The following is a 14,006-nucleotide window of genomic DNA, read 5'->3' on the forward strand; positions in this document are numbered from 1 at the left end:
GTCGGCGCTGCTAAATGATCACCGCTTGGGGCGCACCGCAAGGCCATTGTGTCAGGTCTGTGGATGATGACAGGTTTTTTGTTCAGCCCACCGGATCAGATTCCGGCGTTGGCGCCGCCATTTTCCGCAAGGCGCGCTGATAGACCACACCGATGCCGAGAAGCACCGCGCCCAGCCCAATAAACGAGATCGCGCGCAAGATGCCATCAAGGTTGCTGAGGTCGAGAAGGAAGACTTTTAGAACCACCACAACCAACACCAAACCGGAGGCGGCCCGCAGTTTGAGATTGCGCCAATAGATCCCCGCCGCCAGCATCGCGATGCCGATCAGCAGCCAGACCACCGAATAGGTGTAGAGCTCCGCTTCCAGCACGGGTTCAAGGGTCAGGTTGTTGGGGCTGAAAACCTGGCGGATGGTGAGATTGATCCAGGCAAAGGCGAGAAGCGCTGTAAAACCAAGCGCCAGATTGATGTAGGCCCTGTGCTTCTTCTCCCAACCTTGACGCACGACCAGCGCAAACAGAAGCGCCGGAAGCGCGTAAGCGTAGCCGATAAGGTTGAAGAGCAGACTCTCCCCAACGCGGATGCTGCCGTAGCGTAGGCCGACAGGCCCAAGCAGAGGGTTGAAAAGCAGGAACAGCGACACGGCCCCTCCCAGAATACCGAGGCCGCTTAAGATATCGGCGCCGCGCGAAAGAACCGGCGATTTGCTGAGCGTATCAAGTCGCGTCAGACCCAGCGAGAAGGCCCCACCCACCATCACCAGTGTTGCGGCCGCTGCCAGCGCATCGGTGCGACCGAAGAAGCGGAAGAACGGATCGATGGCATGCAAGGCGAGCAGGGCAACGGTTATCACCGATGCGACAATGGCCGCCGCTTGCATCAGCTGCGCCCAGAGATCGTTTTTGGTGCGGGTCAGCACAACCGCCGAGGCGATGAAGCCAGCGGTCGGAATGCCGTAGCCCCAGAGAAGGATGTTGAAGACCGGCGGAGCCGAGATGAGCGCGGTGGGGTCGATGAAAGGTTCCCACATCAGCCGCGCGGCATAGGGCAGCACGGCCAAAACGGCGAAGGCGCGCAGCTCCACCAACGGGTAGCGGAGATAAGTGATCACTGTTGCGCCGGCGATCAGGCCAAGCGCGATGGTGAGCCCGGCTCCCTCCAATGCGACCGCGGCGGCAAAGGCGATCGCGACGAGTGAGCCGATCAGCGCGCTGGCGATCGATTGGTCACGGCCCGGGGCACCGTTTGCAATGCGGGCGTTCAAGAGGCTCGCCTGGATGTGGAACAGCACGAAGAGCACCAGCGCTGCACCGGTGAACTCGGCTGTGCTGAGGAACTGCGTGATCCGGCCATAGGCAATGAACAGCAAGAGCAAAGCGCTTGCCGCAGCTGTGGCCACCATGGGCGCACGGGCCGGTGAGCGCAGTGCCGCCCAGCTTGACCAGGCAAGCAGACCGGCCGACGCGATGGCGCCGATGCTCGCATAGGTCGGCACGCTGGCCAGTATTTCGATGGTGAGCAGGCTTGGGCTGAGCAACTGTTCAGCGGATGCCTCAGTCGCTGGAACACTCATGGTGAGATAGCGCGTGCAGGCCATCAGTGCTGGAACAAAGACCACATAGCGCATCGCTGGGTAGAGGTAGGCAATTGCCATCGGCACCGCGAAAAGCACCGCCATTTCGATCACTTGGATCGGCAAGTCCTGGCTTTCATGGAAGTGGAGCACGATGGGCAGAGTGAGCAGTGAAAGGACCGCGGTTGCTAGCCAATCAATGCCGCCCTCAGGATCCACAGATCGGTCATGGATTGAGAGCACAAAGGTTGAGAACGCCAAAGCAAAGGCGGCTGCCAAAAAGAGACTGACGATGACCGGTTCGCTGAAGGGCACTGCGACTTGGAACAGAACGGCGAAGGCGAACATCGCTCCGATGGCGCTGAGAGCCAGCCATAACCAGCCACGAATGCGAGCCACGGCGAGCGCTGCTGCTGAGACGGCCAGCACATAGATGGCCAGACCCAAAATGCTGTCGGTTTCTGTCGAGATCAGGAAGGGCACGGCGTAAGAGACGATCAGTCCCAACCCGCCAAGGGAGGGACCGTGCACGAGGGATAGCGCCATGACGCCCAGTGCCAGCACCGCCAGTGCCACGAAGGCGACCATTGGGCCGATCAGCTCATAAAGACCGTGTGCGGCGTAGACGGCAGCAAACATGATGAAGATGCCGACGCTGGTGAGGATGGCCGGGATGTTGGCGCGCTCAAAGCCTGGCAATGCGTATTGGTTGGGGCGACGACGGATCCATTCGCCAAGCGCTGCGACCAGTGCACCGAACGCAAAGCCAAGCGTGACACGAGCGGCCGGGCTGAGAACGGCGTTTTCGATGGCGTAGCGCACCAGAAAAAGCCCTCCAAAGGCGAGGGCCAAACCACCCACCCAGATGGTGATTTTCCCGCCAATGGTGCTTTCCGCATCCAGCGACTGTTTCTGCTCTGGCGCCTCTTGCACCGTCTGTGCTGCGTAGGCCCGTTGCGAGGCGTCTTCTGCCTCTTCAGGCAATTGTGGCGGCAAAGGCGGAGGTGCTGCGGATGTCTCCGTAACCTCTTCTGCCTCGGTGGGTTCAGGCGTCACCTGTTCCTTGTCAGCTTCGGTCTCGATTGAAGGCGTTGCGACGCTTGGCGTATCGGCCAGCCGCGCAGTCAGGTTCTTCACATCAAGCTGGAGGACGGCAACATCTTGCTGCAGGCGTTCGTGATTTCGGCGCAGTGTGCGCAGACCGAAAAAGGCGATGAAACCCAGTAGGGCACCAAGGATGACACCAACAACAAGGCCAATGCCGAGAATAACAACGGAATCCATAGAAACCCTTTAGCAGCAACGTGCGAGGCGACGGTTGGCCCTAGTTGATAGGCTCAACACGATCTGTGCGCTGTATCACACCCGGCGCTACCACGCTGGCGGTGACACCGCCATGGCCTCGAACAGCAGAATATCCACCGGTACCAAAAGCCTCTTCCATACGGCTGCACGGTGCGCAGGGGCCGGTGACTGCCAAGGTGGCCGTGCCGATTTGGATGGTTCGGCCTTTGAGCGCCAAAAGGTTGATGCCGGAGACAACCAGGTTGCGCCGAAGCAGGGCCGGATCGACAGGTGGCAATTCCAGGAGCGCACCGATCACCGCCAGATGTTCGTGCTGAATCAGCGTGATGGCGCGTTTGCCGGGGCGGCCATGATCGCCGACGAGACCGTCTTCGCTGACCTCGACCGTTTCCACCTCCTGCATTGCCTCACGGCGGGCTGGTCGCAAGCCGATCCACTCCACGCGCCCGTGTTTGGCGATGGTGTTGATCAGCTCTTTAAGAGATTCAGCCATTCAAGGAGACTTTTTGGGGTGTAAAAACGCCTGAGGCCGTTTGCATGTCCACCGTCACCGCTTCATCACCCAGCACGCGCACCCAAAAGGCCGCAACACCGCCAATCATGGGGATCGTTGAAGGGCCTTGCAGGATGGCTGGGCCGTCCACGGTGATGGCGATTTGATCCATCAAGAAGGGAAGGCGGTTGCCCGCTTGGTCACGGGCGGTCAGGCGGATCATCCGATCTTGATAGGCGTCTTGGGTGCGGATCAGCGGCGCGACATCGATTTCCAGCGCTGTGGGTACGGGATCCGCCACGAAGCGCCGCTCAATCACCGTCTGCCCACTTACCAACCCGGTGAACAACCCATCGCGCCAGCTCTGACCCCAGACAATGCGTTTGTCCTCAGGGATGTCGGTCGCCTCGATGATCACCGGCGGATGCGGCAGATGCGGGAAACGGCTGAAGGCCGGCAAGAAGGTCAGAGGCTCGTCGTGACCATAGTGGAAGGTGACCGCATCGCAGTTGGTGAGGATCACCAGCGGAAACACGCCGCCAACCTTGCGGTCACCGAAGGACCAGTGCGTGGCGGGCTCCAAAATCGGGCGCTCACTGGCCGAGAACCCCTGGCTGGCATAGGCCATGGCGGCGAACTTGGGTGCACGACCCATTGTCATCACGCCGTGGTAGCAGATGCGGTCGCCGGAGCCGAAGTCGGCATGGGTGTTGTAGTCCACCATGCACCAGCCGATGGAGCCTGCGATATGCGGGTCAGCGTGGGCGGCATCGAGCACTTCCAGATGGCGTAGCACATGCTCTTCCTGGCGTTCCTCGCCATCAAAGATCTTGGTCGGGTACATGTGCCCATTGTACTCGGTGACGAGGTAGGGAACGATCTCGGTGAGGCCGGTTACCTCGCGTTGGTCGCGCAAGGGTGTCCGTGGGCGGTTGATGCGCGATTGCAGAAATTCCGGCAGATGCTCTTCGCCGAGCACGAAATCGTTCATCGTGTAGACGTCTTCTAAGAGCTGGGAGTCGGTGATGCAGCGCACGCCGCCGGTTTGCCGGGTTGGGTCGAGCGCGCGCGCCATCGCGTTGGTTCGTTCGTAGAAGGCGTTGTCATCGGGTGACTCGTTAATGCGCACGCCCCAAAGCACTATCGAGGGATGGTTCCAGTCGCGGCGGATCATCGCCTCGACATTTTTCACGCTCTGATCTTTGAACGCCTCGCCGCCAATGTGTTGCCAGCCGGGTATCTCCTCAAAGACCAGGAGGCCAATCTCATCGCAGCGATCCAGAAACGCTTTCGACTGGGGATAGTGCGAGGTGCGCACCAGATTGCAGCCGAGCTCGAACTTCAGGACGTCTGCGTCCTGCGCTTGCGCTTCCGGCCCAAGCGCGTAGCCAACATGAGGGAAGCTTTGGTGGCGGTTCAGCCCCATGATTTTGAGCGGCTGTTCGTTCAAGAAAAAACCGTCGGGGCGGAACTCGGCTTTACGAATGCCAAGGCGTAGTGTCAGGCTGTCCTCACCGTCTTCGGCTTTGTAGGTCACCTGGTACGTGTGCAGCACCGGATTGTTGGGTGACCAGCGCTGAAATCCAGCACCGAGCACCAGTTCGGCTTCGCCTTCATCGCTGATCAGCGGGAAACCCACCGGATCACCTATGGGATCACCATGCTTGTCGAGCCGGTCCAAAAGAATGGCACCCGCCACCGGTTTGCCCTGCGGGTTGGAAAGCCAGACCTTCACCTTCGCGGTGATGGTGTCGGCCATTGGATCGAGGATCTCGATCTTCACATTCTCGATGGTGATCGCGGGGCGCACATCCAGCCAGACATCGCGATAAATACCGGCATAGGTGAGATAATCGATGCGCCCACCAAAGGGTGGGATATCGCTGTTTTCGGCGCCATCAATGGCGATGGTGATGAGGTTTTCGCCCTCGATCAGATGGTCGGTTAAGCGCGCTTCAAACGGCGTGTAGCCATCAGGGTGATCGGCAACAAGATGGCCGTTGACCCAGATCTTTGTGGCCGCCATTGCCCCTTCAAAGCAAAGCGCAACCTCCTGGCCTGCGAAGCGGTCCTCCCAGTGGAAAATCCGTTGGTAGGTGAAGGGCTTCTGGTGGGCGGTTTCATCACCATAGTTCCAAGGCAGGTCCACCGCATTGTGCGGCAGGCGCACGGTGCCTCCAGGTAAGGGCAACGTGATCCAGGCGGGATCAAACCCTTCGCGAAAAATCCACCCGGTGTTGAGCAGCGCGCGAGAGGTGCAAGACGCAGGGGGGGACGTCATGAAGGTGATCCTAAATGTGTTTATCGCTCTTGAAGCGCCAGCCTCAGGCCGAGTGCGCAGTAAATGCTGCCCACCACTTTGCCTTGCCAGCGCAGCACTGTCCTGTTGGTGCGTAGGAAGTTGCTGATCTTACCAGCGGCGAGGGCGAAAATCAGTGTGCTGAACAATCCCAGCGCCACCATGATCACGCCCAGGATTGCAAGCTGGCCGAGCACAAAGCCGTTTTCCGGTTTTACGAACTGCGGCAGGAACGCCAGGAAGAAGAGCGCGGTCTTCGGGTTCAGGACCTCTGCCAGAATGGCCTGACGAAAGGCCGCAGACGGCGACAAGGGCACAGTGGTTTGGCTGGTTGGATCAGGGGCTTTGGCAAAAAGAGCCCGCAGACCGAGATAGACCAGATAGGCCGCGCCCAGATATTTGATCAGGCTGAACAGAAAGGCTGAAGCCAAGATGATCGCCGATAGGCCGATCACGGCCAATGCTGTGTGAATGATGTCGCCAACCGCGATCCCAAGCCCGGTCGCCACGCCGACACGAGTGCCCGATGTGGTCGCCCGGGCAACCGTGAGCACGGTGGCTGGACCTGGAATAAACACAAAACCCAAAACGATCAGAATGTAAGTAATCAACGTTGTTTGATCGATCATGGGCTCGCCTTTCGTTCTGCAGGGAGGTCAGCGCGCGCGCAAACCATCTGCGGAGAACAGAAACGCTTTTTCGGGCGGAATGCCAATCTGAAATTCAGTGCCATGACGGGCATTGCGGCCTTCATTGGTTTCGATGGTCAGCGACTTACCTTGGGTTGAGCCAGCATAGATGTAGCTGTCGGACCCCAAATGCTCGGCGACATCCACTTTCAGCGTCAGCATGGCGCCATCGCTCACCGACATATGTTCAGGGCGAATACCGAGCTGGCAGGCATCGCCGACTGAAAGGCTGTCACCCGCGACTGGCAGTGTAATGGTGGTATCGTTTTGCTTAGTGAGCTTCACCGTCACGCCGCCGTCTTTGCCGGTCACTTCAGCATCCAGAAAATTCATACGCGGTGAGCCGATAAAGCCGGCCACAAAAGCGTTGTCGGGATCATCGTAAAGGTGTAGTGGCGCGCCAACCTGCTCAATATTGCCGCCGCGCAGCACAACGATCTTGTCGGCCAGGGTCATGGCTTCCGTTTGATCGTGCGTCACATAAATCATGGTGGAGCCTGAAAGCTCGTTGTGCAGGCGGGAAATCTCGACCCGCATCGCCACGCGAAGCTCAGCATCCAGGTTGGAAAGCGGCTCATCGAACAGAAACACATCAGGGTTGCGAACGATGGCACGCCCGATTGCAACACGCTGGCGCTGACCACCGGAAAGGGCGGCAGGCTTGCGCTTCAGCAGCGCATCAAGCTGAAGAATGTCGGCCGCATTCTTCACCGCCTTGTCGATCTCCGCTTTCGGATGGCCATTCATGCGCAAGCCGAATGACATGTTCTCCTCCACCGTCATGTGCGGATAGAGCGCGTAGGTCTGGAACACCATCGCCACGCCGCGTTCGGCTGGGTCCACATCGTTAACTTGGCGATCGCCGATGGAGACATCGCCGCCGGTGATCTCTTCAAGACCGGCGATCATTCGCAAAAGTGTGGACTTACCGCAGCCGGATGGGCCAACGAAAACAACGAACTCGCCATCCTCAATGTCCAGATCCACGCCATGGATCACGTCCACCGGACCGTAGCTTTTCTTGACGTCGCGAAGGGTTAGTCCAGCCATTTGTGTCGTCCTTACGTTAGAGTCGGGGCCATGCGCATGGTGGCGTCCGCGGCGATGATGCGCGCGGCCTCCTTCAGCGTTGGGGCCAGGTCTTCTAGGGTCTTAATGTCGTTGACGGAGCCAGGGTTGGTGGCAGACAAGCCGCCAAACAAAGCGCCATCGGTGGAAAGAATGGGCACGGCAATGCAGACGATGCCGGGTTCATGCTCTTCTCGGTCATAGGCATGGCCACGCTGGCGGATGGCTTCCAGTTCATCCAGCAAAGCTTGACGGCTTGTGAGCGTGGTTGGCGTGAAGCGAGCCAGTGTTTGGCGGTGCAGACAGTCTTCCAGTGCATCGTCCGGCAAATAGGCCATCATCGCCTTGCCAACGCCGGTGCAATAGGCCGGTCCCACCTTGCCGGGCCGTGAAAACATCGCCAGCCCACGATTGCCGATGCGTTTGTCGAGATAGAGCACCTGGCCATTGTCCAGCTGCGCCAGGTGAATGGTCTTGCCAAGCTCCGCGTGTAGACTGTCGAGTACAGGACGCGCGGCATCCGAGAGCGAACCATGAGCCCATGCGGCGTGAGCGAGGCGGATCAACCGTGGGCCAAGCTGGTAGCTGCCATTGCTCTCATTGTGGGTGAGCATGCGCTCGTCCACCAAGCTCTTCAGCATCCGGTGAAGCGTGGCCTTGGGAAAGGGTAGGCGTTCTTTGAGTTCGGAGAAGCGTAAGGGCTGCTCGGCCTCTGCAAACGCATCAAGCAGCATCAAAGACTTGGTCACCGGCCCATCGCCAGGTGTGCGGACGGGATCGCTGCCAGAAGCGGACGAGGCGGCGGGATTGGAGGCGCGTGCAAGGGCCGCGCGCGCATCGTCTATCGGCGCGTTGGTCGGCTCTACCGTCCCTGCTGACGGTCCACTGGGTGCCGCATTGGGCACCGCGCTGGAAGGCTCCAGGCGTGGCATCGTGTTTCGCTCCCCTATCAGGCTGGAAGACCAGCCTTTGGCACCCTGACCTCATTGATCGGGTCACGCATGTTTGCGGTTTGGCGCCTTGACAGACGGTAGGCAAAGATGCGTAACATTTCAACCACCAAAACAAAGTTCCATTGAATGAGACTCATCTGAGTTCAAAAAATGGGTTTGTGACGGTGCAACCAATCGCGTTCGCGCCCGATCTTTCAAAGGTCAGGCGACAAGCCGCAAAAGGCGTGAACGTATGGGAGAAACACAGCGGACACGCCCTTTTGGTGGTTGCACCCACCAACGGTCCGCATGGGAGGACTAGAATGAACCGCACCCTCAAAGCATCCGTGCTTGGGTTGGCTGGCCTTGGCCTGCTGACATCGACTGCGCTTGCCGAACTGTCCGGCGACCTGCGCATCATTTCCGATATGTCCAACCCCGCGCCGCGCGCGGTGATGGAAAGCCTTGCCGCTGAGTTCGGCGAGATGCACCCAGACCTCAACATTGAGTTGGAAATCGTTGATCGCGAAGCCTGGAAAACCCAGATTCGTAACGCGCTTTCGGCCAATCCACCCGACGTGATCAACTGGTACGCTGCCAATCGCATGGCGCCGTATGTCGATGCTGGTCTGTTCGAAGACATCACCGATATGTGGGATGATGGTTCGCTGCCAGGGCTCGATGCCGTTCGTGGCGCGATGACGCTCAATGATCGCCAGTGGGGCGTGCCCTACACCTACTATCAGTGGGGTGTTTACTACCGCGAAGACATCTTCAACGAGCTTGGCCTCTCAGAGCCGGCAACGTTTGAAGAAGAGATCGCCAACTGCCAAGTGATCCTGGATTCAGGGCGCAAATGCTACGCCATCGGCACCAAGTTCCTTTGGACCGCAGGCGGCTGGTTCGATTATCTGAACATGCGCACCAACGGCTTTGACCATCACATGCAGCTTGCGCGTGGTGAACTGTCCTGGACTGAAGATGAAGGTGTGCGTGAAACCTTCGCCAATTGGCGTCGTCTGATCGACATGGGCGCGTTTATCGATGACCACCAGTCCTACAGCTGGCAGGAAGCGCTGACCTTCTTCACCGATGGTGAAGCGACAGCCTATCTGATGGGCAACTTCGCTGTTGCGCCAATGCGTGATGCCGGTCTTGGCGATGATCAGATCGACTTCTACCAGTTCCCGATCATCACCGAAGGTTTGGCTCAGGGTGAAGATGCTCCAACGGACACCTTCCACATTCCCTCAGGCGCAGAGAACAAAGAAGCAGCGCGTGCGTTTCTTCAGTTCGTGACCTCCGCTGATGTGCAGACACGCATCAACAATGGCGAAAATCTTGGCCAGCTGCCTGTGAACGCCAATTCCAGCGTTGATGCTGATGAGTTCCTGGAGCAGGGCTTTGAGATGCTGTCGGGCAATGCCCAAGGCGGCGTCGCACAGTTCTTCGACCGCGACTTCCCCGCTGAGATGGCCTCGGTCGGCATGGAAGGCTTGCAGGAGTTCATGGTGTTTCCAGACAATCTGGACGACATCCTTGAGCGCCTAGAGGATGCGCGCGGGCGCATCTACGAATAATCCAAAAGCTTCGCCCCGCCCTGAGCAATCAGGGCGGGGTTTTTGCCACACGCTCTCATTCTCAAACTGATGGGCCTTCGCTGGGTACGGTCGGTTTTGGCATGAGGTGATTTCCGCAAGGGGGACGACCAATGGCAACTGCAAGCGCCGCCGCGCCGACCGCTCGGCCACAGCGCAGCTGGTACAAGCGCAATGAGATTGCTGCGACGCCGTGGCTGTTTCTCATCCCGGGCATTCTGTTCTTTTCCGTTTATGTGATCATTCCGATCTTCCAGTCGGTGTGGATCAGCTTTCATGAGTGGGACGGTCTGGGTGAAATGACCTGGGTCGGCACGGCGAACTATGAGCGGCTGCTGACCGATGATCGCAAGTTTGACGTGTCCTTCTGGAACAATGTGCGCTGGTTGTTCCTGTATTTGCTGGCCATTCCGGCGGGCCTGTTCATCGCCTTGTTCTTGAACCAAACGGTGCGGGGTATTCGGCTCTATAAGTCGATGTTCTTCTTTCCCTTCGTCATCAGTCAGGTGGTTGTGGGCCTGGTGTTTTCCTGGTTCTACCTGCCGCGCGAAGGCCTGTTGAACGCCATTTTGACCTTCTTCGGCATGGAGCCGGTGAACATTTTGGGCGATCCTGCGCTGGCCACCTATGGCATCATCGCCGCTGGGCTTTGGCCGCAAACGGCTTATTGCATGATCCTCTATCTGACAGGCCTTAATGCGGTGAACCCCGAGCAGATCGAGGCCGGTCGGTTGGATGGCGCGAAGGGACTTAAGATGCTCTGGTACGTCGTGTTGCCTCAGCTGAAGCCAGCCACCTTTATCGCCTTCGTGGTGACGATTATTGGCGCACTGCGTTCCTTCGATCTTATCTCGGTGATGACGAATGGCGGGCCATTCGGTTCCACCCGCGTTCTGAGCTTCTACATGTTTGAAGAATCGCTCTCAGAGTTCGGCTTCCGCATGGGCTATGGCGCAGCCATTGCCGTGGTGCTGTTCTTCCTGATGCTCTTCTTCATCGTCTACTTCCTCTATTCCATGTGGCGCGACGAGAAGGGGGCGCGGTAATGTTTCCCAAACCGATAGAAAAATCCTCCCGCGCGACGCAGATCGGCTACCAGGCCTTCTTGCCTCTGGTGCTCATCCTTTGGCTGTTGCCGCTGATCGCAGTGGCTGTGTTCTCGGTGAAGCCGGATGCTGATTTCACCAACGGCAACTATTGGGGGCTGCCCTCCAGCTTCGAATTCTTCACCAACTATGGCCGCGTGTTCTTTGAATCTGACATGCCGCGCTACATGCTGAACTCGTTCCTGATCACTGTTCCAACAGTGATTGGTGCCATCGCATTGTCTTCGCTGACAGGGTTTGCGCTGGGCGTTTACAAGTTCAATGGCAACCTTTTGATCTTCTTCATGTTCATTGCCGGCAATTTCGTGCCGTTCCAGATCCTGATGGTGCCAGTGCGCGATCTCACCGTGTCGATGAACCTTTACGACACCAAGACCGGGTTGATCCTTTTTCACATCGCGTTCCAGACTGGGTTCTGCACATTGTTTATGCGCAACTTTATTCGCCAGCTGCCCTTTGAGTTGGTGGAGGCTGCGAGGGTTGAAGGTGTCGCCGAATGGCGCATTTTCTGGTACGTCGTTCTGCCCCTCATGAAGCCAGCCTTGGCCGCCTTGGCGGTGTTGATCTTCACCTTCATCTGGAATGATTATTTCTGGGCGGTCGTGTTGACCCAGGGACCGGATGCACAGCCGGTTACGGCGGGTATCACCAGCTTCAACTCACAGTTCCGTGCCGCCTATCATCTGATGAGTGCCGGTTCGATTGTCGCTGCTCTGCCACCAGTCCTGATGTTTTTCCTCATGCAGAAGCACTTCATCGCAGGCCTGACACTGGGTGCCGTAAAATGATTGGTGCCACTAAGTAATCGGAGTGATGAGTTGATACGAAGCTGGCGTCTGGATGACGGTCGCCAGTCTCTTGTCCTTGCAGCCGACCGTGATCGGTTGCCAGAGGTCGTCTATTGGGGCGCACCTCTGCCTGCGGATGAGGAACTGGACCTTTTGCACGCTGCCAATGGATTGGATGTTACGGGGGGCATGCTGGATGCCAACCCTGATCTTTCCATTTGCCCCGAAGCGACGCGCAGTTTTCCCGGTCAGCCGGGGATGATTCTGCGTGATGGCGATGGGACACCATTGCTACCGAAATTTTGCTTCAAACATGCTGAGCAATGCGATGATGCGCTGGCGCTGGTTTATGAAGATACCACCAGCCTGCTGACCTACATTGCGCGGTTCACCATCAATCCGCGCACCCATATCATCACCACGTCAGCCCGTCTTGAAGCAGCCAAACCGGTTCATTTGCATTGGTTAGCCGCGCCGGTTTTACCGGGATCGCAGCAAAGCGATGAGATGATTGATTTTGCTGGGCGTTGGTGTGGCGAGTTCCAGATGAACACGACCGCTTGGTCGCCAGGCATGCGCTACCGTGAAAACCGTACCGGACGCACAGGCCATGAGCATTTTCCGGGCCTCATTCTGCCCGAGCGTGGGGCCACCAACACGCAGGGCCATGCCTATGCTTTTCACTATGGCTGGTCAGGTGGGCACCGGATGGTTGCTGAAGAATTGCCCGACGGACGGCGGCAAATTCAGTTCGGTCATGCCGCACGCATGGAACATGATGCTGACACCGCTTTTGAGACGGCGCCGCTCTACATAACCTATTCACGCGACGGCCTGAATGGCTGCGCGGTGGCGTTTCAGCGACACCTGCGCGATGAGATCGTGACGTGGCCCAAAAAAGAGGGCATGCCCGATCGCCCGCGGCCTGTTCACTACAATTGCTGGGAAGCGGTCTACTTCAATCACAAACTGCCGGTTCTCAAAGAGATTGCCGACCGGGCTGCCGCGTTGGGGGCGGAGCGCTTTGTTCTGGATGATGGCTGGTTTGGCCAGCGCGATGATGACACCACGTCCCTGTCGGATTGGGAGGTGGATCCGCGCAAATATCCCGACGGACTTGGTCCCCTGATCGACCATGTTCATGGGCTCGATATGTCGTTTGGCATCTGGTTTGAGCCGGAGATGATCAACCCCGAGAGTGATCTGCACCGGGCGCATCCAGAATGGGCGCTCGGATCAGAGGATCAAACGTTGGGACGCCAGCAAAAGGCGCTCAACATGGCGCTTGGGGAAGTGCGCGATTTTATCTACGAGCGCATGGCGGCGATCCTTTCCAAATATCCCATCGACTACATCAAATGGGACCACAACCGCGTGTTGCCCATGCCTGACGCTGCGCAAACGCGAGGCTCCTATGCGCTGATCGACCGGTTGCGGGCTGCTTTTCCCGATGTCGAGATTGAGAGCTGCGCCTCAGGTGGTGGCCGCATCGATTTTGGGATCTTGAGCCGTACCCAGCGTGTTTGGCTCTCTGACAGCAACGACGCGCTGGAGCGACTGAAGATGCAGCACAATGCGGCGCTGTTCCTGCCGCTTGCTGTGACCGGATCGCATGTTGGTCCGCGGCACTGTCACACCTCCGGCCGTGTTCTCGATATTGCGTTCCGCGCTTGGGTGGCGGCGCAGCGGCACATGGGGTTTGAGATGGACCCACGTGAGCTGACCGACGAGGAGGTGAAGGTCCTTCGAGAGGTCACCACATGGTGGAAGCAGAATCGGGCTTGGATGACGCGCGCGGATATCTTGCGCCTAGACAGCCCGGACCCTACAGTGCTCGCTGAGCAGCAATTGGCCGAAGATGGCAGTCGGTTCGTTGCTTTCGTTGGTAAAGCGACCACCAGTGCGCAAATCGCACCGCGTCCGTTGCGGCTCACACGCCTTGATCCAGAGGCCCGCTACGAGGTCACTCTTATCAACCGCCACACAGCCCCCGTGCTCTCGCGTGGAATGCCGGCGTTGAAAGATGGGCCAATCGTGGTATCGGGCAGTTATCTTTTGCATCATGGTCTGACACTGCCCTGGTCCTATCCGGAAACCATGTGGGTGATTGAGGGGCGCAAGCTGTCATGAGGTTTGTTGTTGCGCACTGTCG

General features: G+C 58.4%; 10 protein-coding genes. 4 read left to right on the plus strand and 6 right to left on the minus strand.

The annotated features are described in order from the left end of the window. Positions 1-82: 82 nt before the first annotated feature. Genes ABWH92_RS04325 through ABWH92_RS04350 form a run of 6 tightly spaced genes read right to left on the minus strand, consistent with a single transcriptional unit; the run spans position 83 to position 8,362 of the window. On the minus strand, positions 83-2,860 hold the full coding sequence (locus tag ABWH92_RS04325; RefSeq protein ID WP_375572470.1) for a DUF2339 domain-containing protein: 2,778 nt from the start codon (positions 2,858-2,860) through the stop codon (positions 83-85). Positions 2,861-2,900: 40 nt separating this feature from the next. Then, positions 2,901-3,374 carry an MOSC domain-containing protein gene (locus ABWH92_RS04330; RefSeq protein ID WP_375572472.1) on the minus strand — a complete coding sequence of 158 codons (474 nt, stop codon included), beginning with the start codon at positions 3,372-3,374 and terminating at the stop codon, positions 2,901-2,903. Then, complete coding sequence (locus ABWH92_RS04335) at positions 3,367-5,655, minus strand: glycoside hydrolase family 2 protein (RefSeq protein WP_375572474.1); 2,289 nt, start codon at positions 5,653-5,655, stop codon at positions 3,367-3,369. The genes ABWH92_RS04330 and ABWH92_RS04335 overlap by 8 nt, the downstream gene beginning before the upstream one ends. Before the next feature lie 20 nt (positions 5,656-5,675). Beyond that, positions 5,676-6,302 carry a LysE family translocator gene (locus ABWH92_RS04340; protein WP_375572476.1) on the minus strand — a complete coding sequence of 209 codons (627 nt, stop codon included), beginning with the start codon at positions 6,300-6,302 and terminating at the stop codon, positions 5,676-5,678. A gap of 27 nt (positions 6,303-6,329) precedes the next feature. Next, on the minus strand, positions 6,330-7,412 hold the full coding sequence (locus tag ABWH92_RS04345) for an ABC transporter ATP-binding protein (RefSeq protein ID WP_375572478.1): 1,083 nt from the start codon (positions 7,410-7,412) through the stop codon (positions 6,330-6,332). Positions 7,413-7,423: 11 nt separating this feature from the next. Then, complete coding sequence (locus ABWH92_RS04350; RefSeq protein WP_375572480.1) at positions 7,424-8,362, minus strand: IclR family transcriptional regulator; 939 nt, start codon at positions 8,360-8,362, stop codon at positions 7,424-7,426. Between the two features lie 323 nt (positions 8,363-8,685). Between ABWH92_RS04350 and ABWH92_RS04355 the strand changes: the two genes are divergently transcribed. The 4 genes from ABWH92_RS04355 to ABWH92_RS04370 all read left to right on the plus strand — a co-directional run bounded on the left by ABWH92_RS04355 (position 8,686) and on the right by ABWH92_RS04370 (position 13,984). Then, positions 8,686-9,942, plus strand: coding sequence for an ABC transporter substrate-binding protein (locus ABWH92_RS04355; protein WP_375572482.1), 1,257 nt, complete (start codon positions 8,686-8,688; stop codon positions 9,940-9,942). A 131-nt stretch (positions 9,943-10,073) separates the two neighbouring features. After that, a complete protein-coding gene (locus tag ABWH92_RS04360) occupies positions 10,074-11,006 on the plus strand; it encodes a carbohydrate ABC transporter permease (protein ID WP_375572484.1) in 933 nt (310 codons plus the stop codon). Next, a complete protein-coding gene (locus tag ABWH92_RS04365; protein WP_375572485.1) occupies positions 11,006-11,854 on the plus strand; it encodes a carbohydrate ABC transporter permease in 849 nt (282 codons plus the stop codon). Before ABWH92_RS04360 ends, ABWH92_RS04365 begins: the two co-directional genes overlap by 1 nt. A 30-nt stretch (positions 11,855-11,884) precedes the next feature. Beyond that, positions 11,885-13,984, plus strand: a complete 2,100-nt coding sequence (locus ABWH92_RS04370; protein ID WP_375572487.1) for an alpha-galactosidase — start codon at positions 11,885-11,887, stop codon at positions 13,982-13,984. Positions 13,985-14,006: the final 22 nt, after the last annotated feature.

Source organism: Ahrensia marina, from assembly GCF_042140245.1.
Lineage (GTDB): Bacteria > Pseudomonadota > Alphaproteobacteria > Rhizobiales > MH13 > MH13.

Excerpts from the sequence above, each read along its gene's own strand:
- ABWH92_RS04340 (WP_375572476.1), bottom strand. The coding sequence starts at position 6,302 with ATGATCGATCAAACAACGTTGATTACTTACATTCTGATCGTTTTGGGT.
- ABWH92_RS04335 (WP_375572474.1), bottom strand. The coding sequence starts at position 5,655 with ATGACGTCCCCCCCTGCGTCTTGCACCTCTCGCGCGCTGCTCAACACC.
- ABWH92_RS04345 (WP_375572478.1), bottom strand. The coding sequence starts at position 7,412 with ATGGCTGGACTAACCCTTCGCGACGTCAAGAAAAGCTACGGTCCGGTG.
- ABWH92_RS04325 (WP_375572470.1), bottom strand. The coding sequence starts at position 2,860 with ATGGATTCCGTTGTTATTCTCGGCATTGGCCTTGTTGTTGGTGTCATC.
- ABWH92_RS04365 (WP_375572485.1), top strand. The coding sequence starts at position 11,006 with ATGTTTCCCAAACCGATAGAAAAATCCTCCCGCGCGACGCAGATCGGC.
- ABWH92_RS04330 (WP_375572472.1), bottom strand. The coding sequence starts at position 3,374 with ATGGCTGAATCTCTTAAAGAGCTGATCAACACCATCGCCAAACACGGG.
- ABWH92_RS04360 (WP_375572484.1), top strand. The coding sequence starts at position 10,074 with ATGGCAACTGCAAGCGCCGCCGCGCCGACCGCTCGGCCACAGCGCAGC.
- ABWH92_RS04355 (WP_375572482.1), top strand. The coding sequence starts at position 8,686 with ATGAACCGCACCCTCAAAGCATCCGTGCTTGGGTTGGCTGGCCTTGGC.
- ABWH92_RS04350 (WP_375572480.1), bottom strand. The coding sequence starts at position 8,362 with ATGCCACGCCTGGAGCCTTCCAGCGCGGTGCCCAATGCGGCACCCAGT.